Raw genomic sequence first — 17,148 nt, forward strand, 5'->3', positions numbered from 1 at the left:
TCATATTTCATCATGTAGGTAGGAAAGAAGCTGTTCCTCCTAATTTTAAATAGTCGAGTAACAGATTGTTTCCTCCTTCATGACAAAGGAGGAACTACCGATGTTAAATTTACAAAGACAAGAAGCAAAGCATGCTTACGATCAAGATAGCATGCAAACAAATAACAAAGTATTAGTGGAAGTTGCAACACAAGATATAAACTCTGCATTAAAACTTCTAGAAACTACAGAAAATGGACTCTCTAAACAAGAAGCGTCCCGTAGACTTTCTTTATATGGTCCGAACGAAATTGCTCATAATAAAACATTGCCGTGGTACATTCAATTTCTGCTGGCATTTAAAAATCCATTTATTTTTGTTTTATTAGCTCTTGGAGCGCTCTCTTTTTTCACAGATGACATGCAAGGAACAATTGTCGTATCTGTAATGGTACTTCTAAGTTCAACGATTCGCTTTTTACAAGAATTCCGCTCTCAAAAAGCCGCGGATAAATTAAAGGCTATGGTTCGAACAACCGCGAGCGCCTTTAGAATAGATGGATTTGTACACGAAACAAAAAACGTAACGAATTTAAATCGAAATTATACAATAGAAATTCCAATTGAAGAACTTGTACCTGGCGATATTATTTCACTTTCAGCCGGTGACATCGTTCCAGCTGATGTGCGTATTTTATCGGCTAAAGATTTATTTGTTAATCAGTCTTCATTAACCGGGGAAGCACTTCCTGTAGAAAAATACGAAAACTGCTACCATACAGAAAACAAGAATATCTTACCAAAAAATATGAAAAAAAATTTCAATCCACTCGATATGGAAAACCTTTGCTTTATGGGTACGAATATTGTAAGTGGTAGCGCAAAAGCGGTTGTCGTTTCAACAAGTACCGATACGTATTTCGGCTCTTTAGCGAATAAAGTAATCGGGAAGCGCGCAGAAACAAGCTTTGATAAAGGTGTAAACAAAGTAAGCTGGCTCTTAATTACATTCATGCTTATTATGGCGCCCATTGTCCTTCTCATTAATGGATTCACAAAAGGTGATTGGCAAGAAGCTTTCTTCTTCGCTATCGCTATTGCAGTTGGTCTTACACCTGAAATGTTACCAATGATTGTAACTGCTAATTTAGCTAAAGGTGCTGTGAACATGTCTAAGCAAAAAGTTATTGTAAAACAGCTAAATTCTATTCAAAACTTAGGCGCGATGAACATTCTTTGTACAGATAAAACTGGGACATTGACAGAGGATAAAGTTGTTCTTGTTAGACATTTAGATCCTACTGGTAATCCATGCAATCGTGTATTACAGTTTGCATATTTAAATAGCTTCTATCAAACTGGATTGAAAAATTTAATAGATAAAGCTGTTATTGAGCATACAGAAGAAAAACAAACGTTCGACCCTTCAACGTTTCAAAAACTAGATGAAATTCCATTTGATTTTGCCCGCCGTCGCATGTCCGTCATCGTCAAAGACATCTCAGGTGAACATACAATGGTTTGTAAAGGTGCCGTGGAAGAAATTTTATCCATTTGTAACTACACTGAATCAAACGGAAAGATTGTTCAACTTACCGAGGAAATGCGCTCAAATGTCAAACAACTAAGTGAGACATTGAATGGCGAAGGTATGCGTGTAATTGCTGTAGCTTATAAAAAAAATAGAAAAATAAATGATAAAGAGTACGCGGTAAAAGATGAAACTAATATGATTCTCGCTGGATATATTGGCTTTTTAGATCCACCGAAACCATCTGCAGCTGTTGCTATTCAAGCATTACAGAAACATGGTGTACAAGTAAAAATTTTAACTGGTGATAATGAAATTGTTACAAAAAAAGTTTGTAAAGAAGTTGGATTGGATATTGGTGAGCCTATCCTTGGCTACGAGATCGATTCTTTACCAGATAAAGCATTAGCAAAACTAGCCGAAGAAACAACAGTGTTCGCAAAACTAAATCCAATGCAAAAATCTCGCATTATTCGTGCCTTACAAGGGAACGGTCATACAGTAGGTTATATGGGGGATGGTATTAACGATGCCGTAGCATTACGTGATGCTGACGTTGGAATATCTGTTGATACTGCAACTGATATCGCAAAAGAGTCTTCCGATATTATTCTACTTGAAAAAAGTTTAACTATATTAGAAGCGGGTATTTTAGAAGGACGCACTACGTTCGGAAATATTTTAAAATATATTAAAATGACGGCTAGCTCTAACTTTGGAAATGTATTTAGTGTGTTAGTGGCCAGTGCTTTCATTCCCTTTTTACCGATGCTTGCCATTCACCTTTTAATTCAAAACTTGCTTTACGATATTTCACAGCTGTCTATTCCATGGGACAAAATGGATAAAGAGTTTTTAGAAAAACCGAGAAAATGGGATACTGCAAACTTACGGAACTTCATTATTTGTATCGGCCCAATTAGTTCCATATTTGATATTATCACATACGTAGTCATGTGGAATGTCTTCGGTGCAAATACACCTAGCGAACAATCATTATTCCAATCTGGTTGGTTTGTCGTTGGACTGCTCACACAAACTTTAATCGTTCACATGATAAGAACACAGAAGATTCCATTCATTCAAAGTACTGCATCAGCACCGGTACTGTTATTAACCGCTTGTATTATGGCAATCGGAATTTATATTCCATTCTCACCACTTGGTGCGGCCGTTGGTTTACAAGCATTACCACTTAGCTATTTCCCTTGGCTAGTAGGAATACTATTAGGCTATGCTTTCTTAACACAATTCCTGAAAAAAGTTTATATTAAAAAGTTTCATAGCTGGTTATAAAGTGAAACTTTAATCAGTGGGGGTCTTACTGCCCGCAAATAGCGGGATAAAAACGAGAATGAGTGGTACTCCCCACTCATTCTTAAAAACATCACACGTACTTATATGTATGGAGGTGACCATGATGGTATGGTATGACATTGTATTAAGATTATTTATCGCAATTATTATAGGTGCTTGCATCGGAATGGAAAGGCAATGGAGACACCGGATGGCCGGTTTACGGACAAATGCTCTCGTATCACTTGGTGCCTGTATATTTGTTTTATTATCCGTCATGCTTGATCATGATGCTAGCCCCTCACGTATTGCTGCTCAAGTTGTTAGTGGGATTGGCTTTTTAGGAGGCGGTGTGATTATCCGTGACGGTTTTAGTATTAGAGGATTAAATACTGCGGCTACTTTATGGTGTGCTGCTGCTGTCGGTACTCTTACAGGCGCTGGTTTTCTCCTTGCAGCTATATTAGGTGCAGCCGGCGTTTTACTAGCAAATATACTACTTCGCCCGATCGCTCTCTTTATGAATAAAAAATCAAAAGAAGAATCACCTGAACAAACAAACTACTTCCTTTCTCTTACTTGTTCCGAAGAAAATGAAGCACATATTCGTTTTTTACTCATGCACATGGTAAGTACAGAAGGTCTCGGTTTAAAAGAGTTATATAGTGAAGATGTAGATTCTAAGCAAAAAGTCTGTATACAGGCTACATTACATTGCAAGACAAATGCGGCTATCTTAATTGAAAAAATAGTAAGTAGAATGTTATTAGAATCTGGCGTTACTGCTGCTGGGTGGAGGACTTCTTTAGATTTAGAAGCAAGTTAAATATGAAAGGTGTCATGCTATTTACTACTTCATGACACCTTCTACATAAACTTATTTTCTAACTTTTGTTGAAACGACTTCTCTTGCTTACGTAGTAGTTGACTACCTCGTTGTAAAAGCGGTGTTCCATACTTATCATTAATTTGATCAATGACAGCAAGTAGCGGTTCTTTTTTCGCATCCTCTTCAAATGAAAACAAATCTAATTGTTTCACCGATTCTGTCTTCCACTCTATTTCAGTAGCTGTAACACCTAATAAACGAACGGAATCACCGTCCCAATGTTGCTTCCATAAACGGGATGCTGCTTGAAAAATATCGCGTTCTTCCCAAATTGCATTTTTCAATTGCTTACTCCGTGTTACCGTTCGCCTATCATGGTATTTAATCATAATTTGAATATTATAGCTGACAAGAGTTCGCTTTTGTAATCTTTTACTCACTGATTTTGATAAACGTTCTAACATATCAAGTAACTCTTTCTCTTCATCCATATCCTTTGAAAAGGTCGTCGAATTACCGACACTTTTATGCTGTCCCATTTGACTCGGATCAACTTCTCTATCATCCATACCTTTTGCACGCCTTTGTAAATCAACACCGTGCTTTCCAATTTTAGCGCGAATGATATGCTCGTCTCCCTTTGCCAATTGTTCAATTGTCTGTATATGAATATCATTTAATTTTTCAGCTGTTTTCTCACCAATTCCATGCATGGCTCCAACTGGAAGTGGCCAAATCAATTCTGGAATATCACGTTTTCGAAGTACAGTAATACCAAGTGGCTTTTTCATATCTGAAGCGGTCTTTGCTAGAAAAAGATTTGGAGCAATTCCAATACTACACGGAAGCTGTAACTCTGTTAACAACGCTTGTTGAATCATCTTTGCTATTTCAAGAGGCGAACCGAGTGCATAGCAATCTGTAATATCTAAATATCCTTCATCTATAGAGACTGGTTGTATCTTTTCTGTAAAACGGGAAAGGATTTGAAACATTTGAAATGAAGCTTCACGATATAATGTAAAATTTGGATGCCTTACAACTAATTGTGGGCATAACCTTTTCGCTTCCCAAAGAGGCATCGTCGTACGTATTCCATATTCTCTCGCCTCATAACTACACGTTATAATAATTCCTTTTCTCTCTTTTTCATTTCCAGCAACCGCTAATGGCTTTCCTTGTAATGATGAATCATGAGCAATTTCAACAGATGCGAAAAAACAATTCATATCCACATGTAAAATAACACGGCCATTTTTCGGATACATTTCTCGCATAGTACTCCCCCCTCAAAAGAACATTCGTTCCTTCATTATACCAAATTCATGTACAATATAATAATTACTTATTCTTTTTATCCTTATTTTTGCTATACTTAATACGAAATATGGATATTATTGTAAAATGAGTGACTTATTATGAAATCTAATAGTAAACTTAACTCTACCTTTCTCATTATTATATTAATCCTCTTAATTAATTACTTACTACTCCCCATTTTTAATATTAATACAGCTGGACTCCTCCCTCGTTTACTAAGTATCGTAACAACTTATATACTGCCATGGATTTTCTTATATTGGTTTATCCGCCTAGTGAAAGCAGTTGAATCAAAATAAAAAAGACGTGTAAACCATAATTGGTTCACACGTCTTTTTTATTTTATTACTTCGCTACTTCTTCAATAATTGCAACAACTAATTCTGCTGTTTTCACTAATTCTTCAACAGGAATCTTCTCGTTTGTTGTATGAATTTCTTCATAACCAACCGCTAAGTTAACTGTTGGAATACCGTGTCCTGCAATTACGTTTGCATCACTTCCGCCACCACTTTGGTGAAGAGAAGGTGTGCGACCAATTTTTTCAGCTGCACGTTTTGCAACTTCTACAACGTGGTCGCCATCAGCAAATTTAAATCCTGGGTACATAACGTTTATTTCAACGTCTGCTTGACCACCCATATCTTTTGCAGTTGTTTCAAATGCTTCTTTCATTTTCGCAACTTGTTCTTCCATTTTCTCGTTGATTAAAGAACGAGCCTCTGCAAAGATTTGTACATGATCACAAACGATATTTGTTTGTGTACCACCTTCAAAACGTCCAATATTTGCAGTCGTTTCAGAATCAATACGACCAAGTGGCATCTTCGCAATTGCTTTCGCTGCGATCGTAATTGCAGATACACCTTTTTCTGGTGCTACACCAGCATGAGCTGTTTTCCCGCGAATAATTGCGTTCACTTTCGCTTGTGTTGGAGCTGCAACAACGATTTCACCAACTTTTCCATCGCTATCTAATGCGTAACCATATTTCGCTGTAATGCGCTCACGGTCTAATGCTTTTGCACCAACAAGTCCAGATTCTTCTCCAACTGTAATAATAAATTCAATTTTACCATGAGGAATATTTTTCTCTTTTAACACACGAATTGCTTCAAACATTGACGCTAATCCTGCTTTATCATCCGCACCTAAAATTGTAGTACCATCTGATACGATATATCCATCTTTAATAGAAGGCTTAATTCCATTACCAGGAACTACTGTATCCATATGAGAAGTAAAGTAAATTGTATCCACGCCATCTTTTGTTGCTGGTAAAGTACAAATTAAGTTACCTGCACCATGACCAGTTACAGACATTGTGTCATCTTCAAATACTTCTACACCTAAATCCGTAAATTTCTTTGTTAATACTTTGCAGATTTCTGCTTCAAATTTCGTTTCAGAATCTACTTGTACTAATTCCATAAATTCATTTACTAAACGTTCTTGATTAATCATAAGACTGCGCCTCCTGCACTACCATTATGTATGTAACACTACTAATTATAACAGAATTTCGCAAAAGTTTCGAAATACAAGACAAAAAACAGACGGTTTATATGTCTAGATAACCATCTGCTTTCGATTACTCATTTAACAATACCCAGCGCATATGATCTTCCCACACTCCATTTACCATTAACATCTTCCTAGATACACCCTCATACTGGAAGCCTATTTTCGTCACTACTTGTATAGATGCTAAATTACGCGGCATAATTGGTGCTTCTATACGATGTAAATGAAATTCCTCAAAAGCAACTGCAATTGCTTTTCTAAGCGCTTCTGTCGTATAACCTTTATTTAACTCTTCCTTATCTAATTTATAACTGAGTACACAAGATTGATAAATACCACGAACGATTAAATTAAATGAAATACAGCCAATTATTTTCGTGTCATCACCTTTTTTAAAAATCCATAGCCTAATGATCTTACCTTCTGTAAACTCTTTTCTATCCTTTTGTAGCTTTTTCTTTTGATAATCTAACGTAAAAAAATCCTCCGGTCTATACTCTTCCCAAGCTTTTAAAAATTCACGATTTCTGTCGTAATATTGAAGAATTTTTTCAGCATACGACTCATCGATTTCCCTTAAATGTAAGCGGCCTGTCTCATATATTTTCATCATCGTATCTCCATTCCTCAGCTTGCAAAACAAAAACTCACAATCTATCTTTTAATATATTCTCTATGCATACTTAAATTTCCTGTTATATTTTGCAACCCCTTCCCGAAATTTGTCCTTTCTCTCCCCTTGTCCACAGTTTCATTTCTCGTTACAATGAAGGTGTACTGATTTGCAAGGAGGTTTAACGATGCATAAAAAAGCTCAAAAAGTTATGGTTTATATCATGCTAATTTCTATGCTTGTAACAACATTACTTGCTGGCGCAAGTATGTTTTGGTAAAAAGGGCGATGTGTTCGTCCTTTTTTTACGTTTTACACATAATAAAATAAACCATCTCGACATCGAGATGGTTTATTTTATATAAAGCACAACCGCTACAATACTAAAGGAAAATGCCATTACTAACGCTATCACAAAACTCGTGTACTGTTTGTGTTGAAACGCCCCAATAACAAAAGTAAGATTAAGTAATGCCATCAATACAATCGCTACAACGTAAGAGCATATATTAAAAGTTGCCAATATGAATGTAATCACAAATAGAAAGCCAATAAAAAACTGCATATACGAAATTTTTGGATTCAAGTACATATGAGCAACCCCTTTACCTATTTTTATCCCGCATTAACGGGGAATAACCTCGCACTGATTAAAGTTTCACTTTATCTTTCTATATTTTCATTAACGCATGGTTATGTACACATGTCAAGACAACTTATGATAAAAGAAAAAGCCAACCTTTGCGTTGGCTTTTTCATATGCAATGGCACCTTTTTCTTTTGCCAATTGCTGAAATGTTTTTTTCGACTTCACAATCCACACTTTTGTTCCAATTGGAATGCGATCAAATAAATATTCCACATCGTTTTTCTTCATTCTTATACATCCTTGTGAAATATACTTTCCAATTGAACTTGGTTGGTTTGTTCCATGTATTCCATATTTACTCCCATCAGTTCCTCTTGCATTAAACCCAATCCACCTTGATCCAAGTGGATTTTTTGGTGAACCACCTGGAATATCTTTTGCAATATAGTACGGATCCTTCGCTTTCATTACAATATCAAAAGTTCCTTCTGGGGTTAATTCATTCGTTTTTCCTGTCGCTACGGGAAAAATCTTTTGAATTTTCCCATCGTCAATGTAAGCTAGTTTATTCGTCGCTTTATTTACAATAATGAAAGGATCTCCGGCACGTGGATTATCACCAAGAGGCCAAATCGGCGATAAAGAAAGACATAATATGAAAGAGAGAAGATACGGCATAAATAATTCCTACCTTCTATATAAGTTCTTTTATATTATCCTTTCCCTTAAAGCGACTTTTAATGAGTAAATATTGCTCCATTTCATATACAAGTTGAACAAGTTTTGCACGTATTTCAAATTCTTCACGTGTGACTGGTAACGGCATTTCTCTAAACAATTCTCTCATTTCTTGAAGCTGCCTTAAGGAAATAACACCTGTACTTTCAGGGCTAATTGCATTCCCAATATTTTCAACAACATCGGCAATCATATCAGCTTGTTCATATGTCCACGATAAAGAGGCTGCCAATGGTATCATTCGCTCTAAAATTTCGAATTGTTGCATGCGCATATTAAAGTAACGATAGTAATAATCATCTTCGCGCATAAATGCATTCTCAAGCTTCTTAAAAGATAAATCTCTTGCTTCATTTAGCATATTCTCGGTTTCAATGAGTTCTGCCCCGCTCCAACTACTTTCTCGATTTCGTAAATACACAACCATTTCAAACAATATCGTTTTAAAATTACTTTCTATTTTATTCCGATACTCTCTTAGCTTATTTTCACTACTTGGCATATACATGTTCACTAATAACGCCACACTAATTCCTATCGTTAATATAGCAATTTCATTTCCAACTATAAGCCATGTAATGTGTTTCAATGAATATAGATGCATAACAATAACTGAACTCGTGACGATGCCTTCTTGAATTTTCAACATAACTGCAGTCGGAATAAATGTAAGTAATAATACGCTAATTGCAAGTGGGGTATAGCCAATTGTTTCAAAAATGCAAAATGCGAATACCATTGATAATACACAAGCTAAAAATCGATGTACCGATACTTGAAGTGATTTACGCTTCGTATTTTGTACACATAATATAACTAAAATACCTGCTGAACTATAAAATTCTAACCCTAATAACTGAGCAATAAAAACTGCCGCTCCTGTCCCTATTGCTGTTTTTACTGTACGGTATCCAATTTTAAACATATCATTACTCCTATATGTATAAACGTATTTACAGTTAGTATAAAAAAAGGATGACACAATGTCATCCTTTTCTACTTATTATTCACATAACCTTTTCATATTACAATATTTTTTGTAAAAATTGTTGCGCACGTTCACTTTTTGGTGCTGCAAAAAATTGTGCTGGCGGACTGTCTTCTACAAGGTTTCCTCCGTCTAAGAAAAGAACGCGATCTGCCACCTCTTTTGCAAATCCCATTTCATGCGTAACAATCGCCATCGTCATTCCTGTCGTTACCAATGATTTCATAACTTCTAGCACTTCTTTCACCATCTCTGGGTCTAGCGCTGATGTTGGTTCATCGAACAGCATAACTTCCGGTTCCATCGCTAAAGCTCTCGCTATCGCTACACGTTGCTTTTGTCCCCCTGAAAGGCGATTCGGATACGTATCTTTTTTATTTAACAAGCCTACTTTTTCTAAAAGTTTCTCGGCTTTCTTTTCAGCCTCTTGTTTCGTTACTCCTTTTACATTGATAGGAGCATACGTAATATTTTCTAATACAGTCATATGAGGGAATAGGTGAAAATGCTGAAATACCATTCCTACATTTTCACGAACGTGCATTATATTCGTTTTCGGATTCGTTACTTCTTCCGTTCCAATCCAAATGCGACCATTTGTCGGTGCTTCTAACACATTCATACAGCGTAAAAATGTTGATTTCCCTGATCCGGACGGTCCGATAATTGCAACTACTTCCCCTTTTTCAATCGTTGTTGTAATGCCTTTTAATACTTCGTTTTTCCCGAATGATTTATGAAGGTTTTCAATTTTAATCACTTTTTTTCATTCTCCCTTCAATTGCCTTCCCGACTAATGTAAGAATAATGACTAGCGTATAGTAGATCAGACCAACAAATAGTAGCGGCTCAAGATATTTAAACGTTTCACCGCCTACAATGTAAGCGCGGCGCATTAAATCCGTCGCACCTATTACTGTGACTACAGCCGACTCTTTCGTAAGCGTCGCAAACTCGTTTACAAGTGCCGGTAATATATTTTTTAAAGCTTGGGGAAAAATAATATTTCGCATCATTTTTCCATATGGAATTCCTAAAGCCATCGCTGCTTCAGTTTGTCCTTTATCAACCGCTTGAATGCCGGCACGGATGACTTCTGACATATATGCACCTGAATTCAAACTAAATGCTAGTACAGCCGCTAAAAAGGCCGGTATCTCATAACCAATTATTTGCGGGACACCAAAATAAATAATCATTAATTGCAATACAAGTGGTGTACCACGGAAAATTGATGTATAAAGATCTGCCGCTATATTTAATGCTCGTATTCTAGCAATCTTACAAAGTGCTAATAACGTTCCTAAAATAAATCCTGCTAAAGCTGATACTGCTACAATTTTCAAAGTAACTTCTAGCCCTTTTAATATATACGGTATCGAAGGCGTAATCGCCGAAAAATCCAAGTTCATTCTTTTCATTCCCTTCACAGAAAAGTGAAAGGCAGCTTATTTTCCGCTGCCAAACCACTTCTTCACTAATTTATCCATTTCTCCGTTTTCTTGCATTTTTTTAATCACTTTATTAAATTCAGCTGTTTTATCACTGTTTTTCGGAAGGGCAATTGCTGCTCCTACTTCTTCTGGCGCTTCTTTAATTTCAATTCCTTGTAAATCTTTCATTTTCTCTAAATAATTTTTCGCTACTGTATCTTCTAAAATCGCCGCATCAAAACGACCCGCTTTAATTTCTTGTACAATTTCTGGTATACGGTCACGTCCCTCAGCTTTGAAATCAACTTGTTTTTTAAATTCCGCCGCCTTCTCTTCTTGAATAGATCCTGTTTGTACCCCTACTTTTTTCCCTTTTAAATCTTCTACTGATTTAATGTTAGAATCCTTTTTAGAAACAATCATGTTTTTCGCAACAAAATATATATCTGTAAAATCTACATTATTTTTACGCTCTGCCGTTGGCGTCATACCTGCCATTACAAAATCAACTTTTCCTGAGCTAAGAGACGCTAATAAACCACCAAAATCCATATCTTTCACTTTCACTTCATACCCAAGTTCTTTTCCGATATACTTTGCAATATCAATGTCAAAGCCAATAATTTCATCACTCTTTGAAGCTTCTACATATTCATAAGGTTTATAGTCTGCTGAAGTTCCCATTACAAGTACTTTCTTATTTCCGTTTTCTTCTTTTACGTCCCCATTACTACACGCACTAAACATACTTACAATTAAAATAAGTGCAAACGATATCGATAATAACTTCTTCATCTTTCTTCCCCCTAATAATGTATATTTAAAAGTTTAATAGAATATTTATTCGATATTTGTATTGTATCAGCAGTTTTATTTTTATGCAATATATAAAATAAAAATAAATAAAATAACATTAAATAACGCATTCTCAATGCATAAAAAACTGCATAACAAAACAAGATGATGTATATTCCATCGTTTTGTATAATTAATAAAAAAAGCGGTACACCCACTTAATCGTGGGCGTACCGCCTTTTCACTTATTTATAGTTCTTCACAATTCTTTTCAAAATACGATTGTAATTTCGCAATAACTTGCATCGGTTCATGACCTTCAATTTCATGACGTTCTACCATCGTTACAATTTTTCCATCTTTTAATAAAGCAAATGATGGAGAAGAAGGTGGATACCCTTCAAAATATTCACGAGCTCTTGCTGTTGCTTCTTTATCTTGACCTGCAAACACCGTTACAAGATGGTTAGGACGTTTATCATAATGTACGGAATGCGCAGCAGCAGGGCGAGCAATACCACCTGCACAACCACATACAGAGTTTACCATTACAAGTGTTGTACCATTTCTTTTAAACGCTTCTTCAACTGCTTCTGGTGTCGTTAATTCTGTATATCCAGCAGAAACGATCTCTTCACGCGCTTGACGAACAACATCATTCATAAAAAAGTTAAAATTAATCAATCTTTTCCCTCCTCTAAATCTACCTATTTGTATCTTACCAGTTAATGTTTATGAAATACAAGTAAGTTTACTTGTATTTAAGCATAGAAAAGGTGTTAGAGCTCTTGCTCTAACACCTTTTCTCAATGACCACGATGTTTTTGCTTTGCTTTTTGTACTTTTATAAAACGTTTTCTCTGCTTTTCAGCTTCCCGTTTCTCTTTAGATTGCACTTTCTGTTCTTGTTTATGCAGTTCATAAGATAAACTAATTGCTTCTTGTGCCTTTGTAAAACGTTTTACATTTACTTCTTTTGCCGCTTCTCGTATGATACGTTTTATATTTTTTGGACGCTGTTTTTCTTTAACGTCCACACCACATTTTGCAACGTGCTGGAAATATGCTAACATTGGACCATTCACAAATATAAGTACTTCCTCGTCTGAAGGTTCCATTCCAAAAATATACCTCGCTCCATACAATTTCCCTTTTTCTTTATGCGTAATAATTCCTACAAAAAATTGACCGTCGTGATATACTGTCAAATCCATTGACAGCCCCTCCTTTAATAAAATTAGAAATATTGGACATCCCGGAGGGGAAGGTTACTGACATGAAATCATGCGTCTGGACTACCGACCAGAGCTGTGTTTTTATATTTCTTTCATTATTATATATTCATTTCCATAATTTTCATATATTCAACAATCATTTTTTTATGCGATCCAACAATATAGTCAGGTAGCTCCGTTACTGGAAAGAATTTAAGCTGAACCGCCTCTTCTTTATTCATAACAAAATGTCCTTCGTATTCATCCGTATAATAGGCTGTCGTTACAGATTGAAATTCATCACCGTTTGCTAATTTTGTAAAGTAGTTCGCTCCAGAAAACACATTGATTAATCGTAAGTTCTTTACTTCTATACCTGTCTCTTCATATACTTCACGGTAAGCTGTTTCTTCTGGTGATTCACCAAGCTCCATGAGCCCGCCAGGCAGCCCCCATTTTCCATACGGTTCTGTTCGTTGTTGCAATAATACATCTCCATGTTCATTTATAACGAGTACAACAGCACCAACTAAAATTAAAGGGCGATGACCAACTATTTTTCGTAATTCTTCTACATATCCCATCGTATCGCCTCCTTTTTCGTTGTCCACACTATTGTATCATATGTATGAAACGACAAAATGCGTATATTTTTCATTTTTTTAACAAAATATTTATTTTATGTGCTTCATCTACTGTAGCTAACATAATAGATTCGACTTCTGTACTCTCCTCTAGAAATTCTCTCGCCCACGCTTCTGTTTTTCCTAATAAAGCAAGAACATCTTTCTGAATCCTCCCATCCTTTACTAATACAAAAGAAACTGGAGATTTTTTTCCCGCCACTTTAAGATCAAGTCGCGAAACTGCTTCATATTCTGGATATCTAAATATAGAAACGACACCGTTCGCTTCCCATAATGCTAATTTGATTGTTTGAATATCGCTCACATTTCGCATACGAAGTTCCGAAAATAAATATTCCACGGTAATTCTCGCTTTTTTCAAATTGCTAAAATCAATGGAACCATTGTGTATAAGAATGATAGGTGCTGGCTCTAAAAAACGTCTCCATCTATCCCATTTCAGCATTAAAACTGAGCTTATAATATGAAGTACAACGAGTATGAACGTTGTAATCATCGAACCGAGTAACCCTACTTTTTCATCAGACAATGCGTTAGAAATATTCCCACCAAGCAATAGCACTAATACAACATCTAAAAAACGAAGTTGTGCGATAGATCTTTGCCCCATCGCTTTCGTAACTAATATTAAAAATACGTATGCTATTATAGCCCGTACAACCCATTCCATATTTGAAAGGTGCCGTGCCCCTTCAAAAATATGCATATGCATCATTCGCACCCCATCTCAAACTGCTAGTCTGTTTTAGTTTGCAACGTTTAAGAGCATATATGTAAAAAAGCTAGTTCGTTTTTACACGAACTAGCTTTTTTACTTAACTGAAAACATATATTTTTTATACGTTTTCCGTACCGATAATATGAGACCCATCATAATCATATTCGAGAACAAGGAACTTCCCCCATACGATAAGAAAGGCAATGCAATCCCTTTTACAGGCATTAATCCAACGATCATACCGATGTTTTGGAATATTTGAACCGTTAATATCCCAATTGATCCAGCACATAATAATGTACCGAATAAATTATCAGCAGAATAACCAATAATAATTGTTCTATATAGTAGTAATAGGAACAAGAACACAACTAACGCTGCTACGATAAATCCACCTTCTTCGGCAATTGTAGCGAAAATAAAGTCAGTATGCTTCTCAGGGATATAGACGTTCCCTTCGCCAAATCCTTTCCCTTCCATACCGCCACTACCTACAGCTAAAATCGATTGCTGCGTTTGATAACCTTGATCTGTATGTTCAAATGGATCTAACCAACCTAAAATACGTGATTGTTGGTGAGGTTTTAGTAAAGTAACTAACTTATTAAAGAAGAAATCCTCATACCTTACGTAAATAAATATTAACGTAGTTAATATGGTGACTGGAATAACTGTACATAACGCTATCAATTTCTTCTGAATACCTGACATAAATAAAATACATGCAATGGCAGCAGCATATAAGAACACCATCCCTGTATCCGGTTGGCTATATACAACAGCCATAGGCGGGAGGGATACTAGCACAATTTTACCTACTAATTTTAAGTCCGTTTGGAATGTCCTTGCCATATACTGTGCATTATGTTTCACTGCTATACTTGCTACTACGAGAAGCAATGAAATTTTGAAAAACTCAGACGGCTGAATTTGTCCAACTAGCGGAAATACAAACCATCTTTTTGCACCTAATTTTTCAGGTGTGAAAGTGGAAACTGGTAGTATTTTCAAAAGAATAAGTGAAGCAAATCCAACGATATAAAGTGGCCAAGACAATTTTTGTAATTGATCTAGGTCAATGCTTGCAACAAGCAATAACAATACAACCCCAATTATGTAGTTCAAACCCTGTTTCATCGCAAAGTTTGCCTCTCCATATTGGCCAGTTTGCTGACTGCTATATATAGCAGCTATACTCGTAACACATAGTGCACACAAAATTAAAATTAATTTTACATCTAAACTTTTTAGAAACTCGGTACTTCTTTTCATGACATCCTCCTGAAACATTGTTACAGCAAAATAAAAAACCAGGAGTCAACATTCTTCATGTTTTGACGACTGATTACACATTATCTATAAAACACTTATATAGAATAACTCTCTTTTTCATACAATACAATATATTATACTACAGTTTCGTCAGTAAGATTTGCCAAAAAAATTATTCTTTTCTTATTTTATATCCATATACCATATATCAGCAATGTATTTTCATAAATTCCTAATACATAATCGTTCATTGTAAGATTACTGGGAAAGATATTATACATATAGTAGGTTGTAGATGAAGAAATAAGATGATAAAAAGCTCGCATAAGCGAGCTTTTTATTAATATACAGATGTATTATTTTCTGACGTATTTTCTAAAATTTCTTTTACACGTCCTAAGAACTTACCACAAATTAAGCCATCTAGTACACGGTGATCAAGTGATAAACATAAGTTAACCATGTCACGAGCACCGAACATACCGTTATCCATAATTACTGGGCGTTTTACAATTGATTCAACTTGTAAAATAGCCGCTTGAGGGTAATTAATAATACCCATAGATTGAACAGAACCAAATGATCCTGTGTTATTAATTGTAAATGTTCCACCTTGCATTTCGTCCGCTTTTAACGATTTCGTACGTACTTTTCCTGCAAGCTCTGTAATTTCACGAGCGATACCTTTAATCGTCTTCTCATCCGCGTGTTTAATTACTGGTACAAATAGTTCTTCCTCTGTTGCAACAGCGATAGAAAGGTTAATATCTTTCTTCTGAACGATTTTATCGCCAGCCCACATAGAATTGATTTGAGGATACTCTTTTAACGCTTGTGCTACTGCTTTTACGAAGAAAGCAAAGAACGTTAAGTTAAAGCCTTCGCGCTTCTTAAAGTCACCTTTAATTGAATTACGGTATGACACAAGGTTTGTCACATCTACTTCAATCATCATCCAAGCGTGTGGCGCCTCATGTTTACTACGTAACATATTCGCTGCAATTGCTTTACGCACACCTGTTACTGGAATTTCGATATCGCCAGGCATTGTCGGTACAGAAACTGGTTTCGCAGCTTCTACTTTTTGCGCTACTGGCGCTGCTTTTGATGCTTCTGGGCGCGCTTCTACTACTGCTACAGCTTCCTCTTTTTTCGCACCTACTTGCGGAATGTTTCCAGATTCCACTAGTTTTAAAATATCTTTACGAGTGATACGACCATTTGCTCCCGTACCTTCTACTAAATCTAAATCAACGTTATGCTCGCCCGCAAGTTTTAATACCGCTGGTGAAAAACGTGGTTTTCCATCAGTTGGTTGTTTTACTTTCGGCGCTTTTTCAGGCGTAGTTACTTCTGCCTTTGGTTCTTCTTTTGTTTTTTCTTCTACAGCTGTTGCTGCTACTTCATCCGCGCCTTCTACTTGAATGACACAAACTACTTCACCTACAGCTAACGTATCACCTTCACCAGCGATTAACTCTTTCACAATACCAGTGAAAGAAGATGGTACTTCTGCATTTACTTTGTCAGTCATTACTTCTGCAAGCGGATCATACTTATTTACGTGATCGCCAACATTAACGAGCCATTTACTAATTGTGCCCTCTGTAACGCTCTCCCCGAGCTGAGGCATTGTAATATTTTCTACAGCCATGTATAGTC

19 protein-coding genes are annotated in these 17,148 nt (G+C 36.0%); 4 read left to right on the top strand and 15 right to left on the bottom strand.

Annotated features, from left to right (window positions below):
- Positions 1 to 100 precede the first annotated feature (100 nt).
- Both mgtA and MHH42_RS20935 read left to right on the top strand, forming a co-directional pair.
- Entirely contained in the window at positions 101 to 2,806 is a 2,706-nt protein-coding gene (mgtA, locus tag MHH42_RS20930; RefSeq protein WP_070173752.1) for a magnesium-translocating P-type ATPase, read from the top strand.
- A gap of 124 nt (positions 2,807 to 2,930) precedes the next feature.
- Complete coding sequence (locus tag MHH42_RS20935; protein ID WP_000262352.1) at positions 2,931 to 3,632, top strand: MgtC/SapB family protein; 702 nt, start codon at positions 2,931 to 2,933, stop codon at positions 3,630 to 3,632.
- A gap of 41 nt (positions 3,633 to 3,673) precedes the next feature.
- Here the strand turns inward: MHH42_RS20935 and MHH42_RS20940 are convergent, their stop codons facing one another.
- Positions 3,674 to 4,912 carry a DNA polymerase IV gene (locus tag MHH42_RS20940; protein ID WP_001208869.1) on the bottom strand — a complete coding sequence of 413 codons (1,239 nt, stop codon included), beginning with the start codon at positions 4,910 to 4,912 and terminating at the stop codon, positions 3,674 to 3,676.
- A 141-nt stretch (positions 4,913 to 5,053) separates the two neighbouring features.
- Here MHH42_RS20940 and MHH42_RS20945 point away from each other — a divergent pair, with 141 nt between their 5' ends.
- Positions 5,054 to 5,254 (top strand): hypothetical protein, encoded by a 201-nt coding sequence (locus MHH42_RS20945; RefSeq protein ID WP_002093303.1) that lies wholly within the window; start codon positions 5,054 to 5,056, stop codon positions 5,252 to 5,254.
- 46 nt (positions 5,255 to 5,300) lie between these two features.
- Here MHH42_RS20945 and MHH42_RS20950 read toward each other — a convergent pair whose 3' ends face one another.
- Entirely contained in the window at positions 5,301 to 6,419 is a 1,119-nt protein-coding gene (locus tag MHH42_RS20950; RefSeq protein ID WP_000609821.1) for a tripeptidase T, read from the bottom strand.
- Between the two features lie 127 nt (positions 6,420 to 6,546).
- On the bottom strand, positions 6,547 to 7,092 hold the full coding sequence (locus tag MHH42_RS20955) for a GNAT family N-acetyltransferase (RefSeq protein ID WP_002044843.1): 546 nt from the start codon (positions 7,090 to 7,092) through the stop codon (positions 6,547 to 6,549).
- Positions 7,093 to 7,279: 187 nt separating this feature from the next.
- On the opposite strand from MHH42_RS20955, the gene prli42 reads away from it, so the two are divergent.
- Entirely contained in the window at positions 7,280 to 7,372 is a 93-nt protein-coding gene (prli42, locus tag MHH42_RS20960) for a stressosome-associated protein Prli42 (RefSeq protein ID WP_000549039.1), read from the top strand.
- A gap of 72 nt (positions 7,373 to 7,444) precedes the next feature.
- Here prli42 and MHH42_RS20965 read toward each other — a convergent pair whose 3' ends face one another.
- The 12 genes from MHH42_RS20965 to MHH42_RS21020 form a co-directional block, all read right to left on the bottom strand.
- Positions 7,445 to 7,684: a DUF3894 domain-containing protein gene (locus tag MHH42_RS20965; protein ID WP_000281158.1), complete on the bottom strand. Its 240-nt coding sequence runs from the start codon at positions 7,682 to 7,684 to the stop codon at positions 7,445 to 7,447.
- Between the two features lie 114 nt (positions 7,685 to 7,798).
- Entirely contained in the window at positions 7,799 to 8,359 is a 561-nt protein-coding gene (locus MHH42_RS20970) for a L,D-transpeptidase (RefSeq protein WP_001146537.1), read from the bottom strand.
- 16 nt (positions 8,360 to 8,375) lie between these two features.
- Positions 8,376 to 9,344 (bottom strand): aromatic acid exporter family protein, encoded by a 969-nt coding sequence (locus MHH42_RS20975; RefSeq protein ID WP_000472694.1) that lies wholly within the window; start codon positions 9,342 to 9,344, stop codon positions 8,376 to 8,378.
- A 100-nt stretch (positions 9,345 to 9,444) separates the two neighbouring features.
- Positions 9,445 to 10,167, bottom strand: coding sequence for an amino acid ABC transporter ATP-binding protein (locus MHH42_RS20980; RefSeq protein ID WP_000590222.1), 723 nt, complete (start codon positions 10,165 to 10,167; stop codon positions 9,445 to 9,447).
- Positions 10,160 to 10,819, bottom strand: a complete 660-nt coding sequence (locus MHH42_RS20985) for an amino acid ABC transporter permease (RefSeq protein WP_001046918.1) — start codon at positions 10,817 to 10,819, stop codon at positions 10,160 to 10,162. Before MHH42_RS20985 ends, MHH42_RS20980 begins: the two co-directional genes overlap by 8 nt.
- Before the next feature lie 36 nt (positions 10,820 to 10,855).
- Complete coding sequence (locus MHH42_RS20990) at positions 10,856 to 11,635, bottom strand: transporter substrate-binding domain-containing protein (protein ID WP_000735467.1); 780 nt, start codon at positions 11,633 to 11,635, stop codon at positions 10,856 to 10,858.
- A 249-nt stretch (positions 11,636 to 11,884) separates the two neighbouring features.
- Positions 11,885 to 12,298 (bottom strand): BrxA/BrxB family bacilliredoxin, encoded by a 414-nt coding sequence (locus MHH42_RS20995; RefSeq protein ID WP_171903030.1) that lies wholly within the window; start codon positions 12,296 to 12,298, stop codon positions 11,885 to 11,887.
- Between the two features lie 143 nt (positions 12,299 to 12,441).
- Positions 12,442 to 12,849 (bottom strand): YjdF family protein, encoded by a 408-nt coding sequence (locus MHH42_RS21000; protein ID WP_002044836.1) that lies wholly within the window; start codon positions 12,847 to 12,849, stop codon positions 12,442 to 12,444.
- 119 nt (positions 12,850 to 12,968) lie between these two features.
- A complete protein-coding gene (locus MHH42_RS21005) occupies positions 12,969 to 13,433 on the bottom strand; it encodes an NUDIX hydrolase (RefSeq protein WP_000542539.1) in 465 nt (154 codons plus the stop codon).
- Between the two features lie 70 nt (positions 13,434 to 13,503).
- Entirely contained in the window at positions 13,504 to 14,208 is a 705-nt protein-coding gene (locus MHH42_RS21010) for a DUF421 domain-containing protein (protein WP_000550952.1), read from the bottom strand.
- Between the two features lie 99 nt (positions 14,209 to 14,307).
- On the bottom strand, positions 14,308 to 15,486 hold the full coding sequence (locus MHH42_RS21015) for an FtsW/RodA/SpoVE family cell cycle protein (protein WP_000831187.1): 1,179 nt from the start codon (positions 15,484 to 15,486) through the stop codon (positions 14,308 to 14,310).
- Between the two features lie 340 nt (positions 15,487 to 15,826).
- On the bottom strand, positions 15,827 to 17,140 hold the full coding sequence (locus tag MHH42_RS21020) for a dihydrolipoamide acetyltransferase family protein (RefSeq protein ID WP_000257669.1): 1,314 nt from the start codon (positions 17,138 to 17,140) through the stop codon (positions 15,827 to 15,829).
- Positions 17,141 to 17,148: the final 8 nt, after the last annotated feature.

Source organism: Bacillus sp. FSL L8-0099, from assembly GCF_038006385.1.
Lineage (GTDB): Bacteria > Bacillota > Bacilli > Bacillales > Bacillaceae_G > Bacillus_A > Bacillus_A toyonensis.

Excerpts from the sequence above, each read along its gene's own strand:
- mgtA (WP_070173752.1), top strand. The coding sequence starts at position 101 with ATGTTAAATTTACAAAGACAAGAAGCAAAGCATGCTTACGATCAAGAT.
- MHH42_RS20935 (WP_000262352.1), top strand. The coding sequence starts at position 2,931 with ATGGTATGGTATGACATTGTATTAAGATTATTTATCGCAATTATTATA.
- MHH42_RS20940 (WP_001208869.1), bottom strand. The coding sequence starts at position 4,912 with ATGCGAGAAATGTATCCGAAAAATGGCCGTGTTATTTTACATGTGGAT.
- MHH42_RS20945 (WP_002093303.1), top strand. The coding sequence starts at position 5,054 with ATGAAATCTAATAGTAAACTTAACTCTACCTTTCTCATTATTATATTA.
- MHH42_RS20950 (WP_000609821.1), bottom strand. The coding sequence starts at position 6,419 with ATGATTAATCAAGAACGTTTAGTAAATGAATTTATGGAATTAGTACAA.
- MHH42_RS20955 (WP_002044843.1), bottom strand. The coding sequence starts at position 7,092 with ATGATGAAAATATATGAGACAGGCCGCTTACATTTAAGGGAAATCGAT.
- prli42 (WP_000549039.1), top strand. The coding sequence starts at position 7,280 with ATGCATAAAAAAGCTCAAAAAGTTATGGTTTATATCATGCTAATTTCT.
- MHH42_RS20965 (WP_000281158.1), bottom strand. The coding sequence starts at position 7,684 with ATGTACTTGAATCCAAAAATTTCGTATATGCAGTTTTTTATTGGCTTT.
- MHH42_RS20970 (WP_001146537.1), bottom strand. The coding sequence starts at position 8,359 with ATGCCGTATCTTCTCTCTTTCATATTATGTCTTTCTTTATCGCCGATT.
- MHH42_RS20975 (WP_000472694.1), bottom strand. The coding sequence starts at position 9,344 with ATGTTTAAAATTGGATACCGTACAGTAAAAACAGCAATAGGGACAGGA.
- MHH42_RS20985 (WP_001046918.1), bottom strand. The coding sequence starts at position 10,819 with ATGAACTTGGATTTTTCGGCGATTACGCCTTCGATACCGTATATATTA.
- MHH42_RS20990 (WP_000735467.1), bottom strand. The coding sequence starts at position 11,635 with ATGAAGAAGTTATTATCGATATCGTTTGCACTTATTTTAATTGTAAGT.
- MHH42_RS20995 (WP_171903030.1), bottom strand. The coding sequence starts at position 12,298 with ATGAATGATGTTGTTCGTCAAGCGCGTGAAGAGATCGTTTCTGCTGGA.
- MHH42_RS21000 (WP_002044836.1), bottom strand. The coding sequence starts at position 12,849 with ATGGATTTGACAGTATATCACGACGGTCAATTTTTTGTAGGAATTATT.
- MHH42_RS21005 (WP_000542539.1), bottom strand. The coding sequence starts at position 13,433 with ATGGGATATGTAGAAGAATTACGAAAAATAGTTGGTCATCGCCCTTTA.
- MHH42_RS21010 (WP_000550952.1), bottom strand. The coding sequence starts at position 14,208 with ATGCATATGCATATTTTTGAAGGGGCACGGCACCTTTCAAATATGGAA.
- MHH42_RS21015 (WP_000831187.1), bottom strand. The coding sequence starts at position 15,486 with ATGAAAAGAAGTACCGAGTTTCTAAAAAGTTTAGATGTAAAATTAATT.
- MHH42_RS21020 (WP_000257669.1), bottom strand. The coding sequence starts at position 17,140 with ATGGCTGTAGAAAATATTACAATGCCTCAGCTCGGGGAGAGCGTTACA.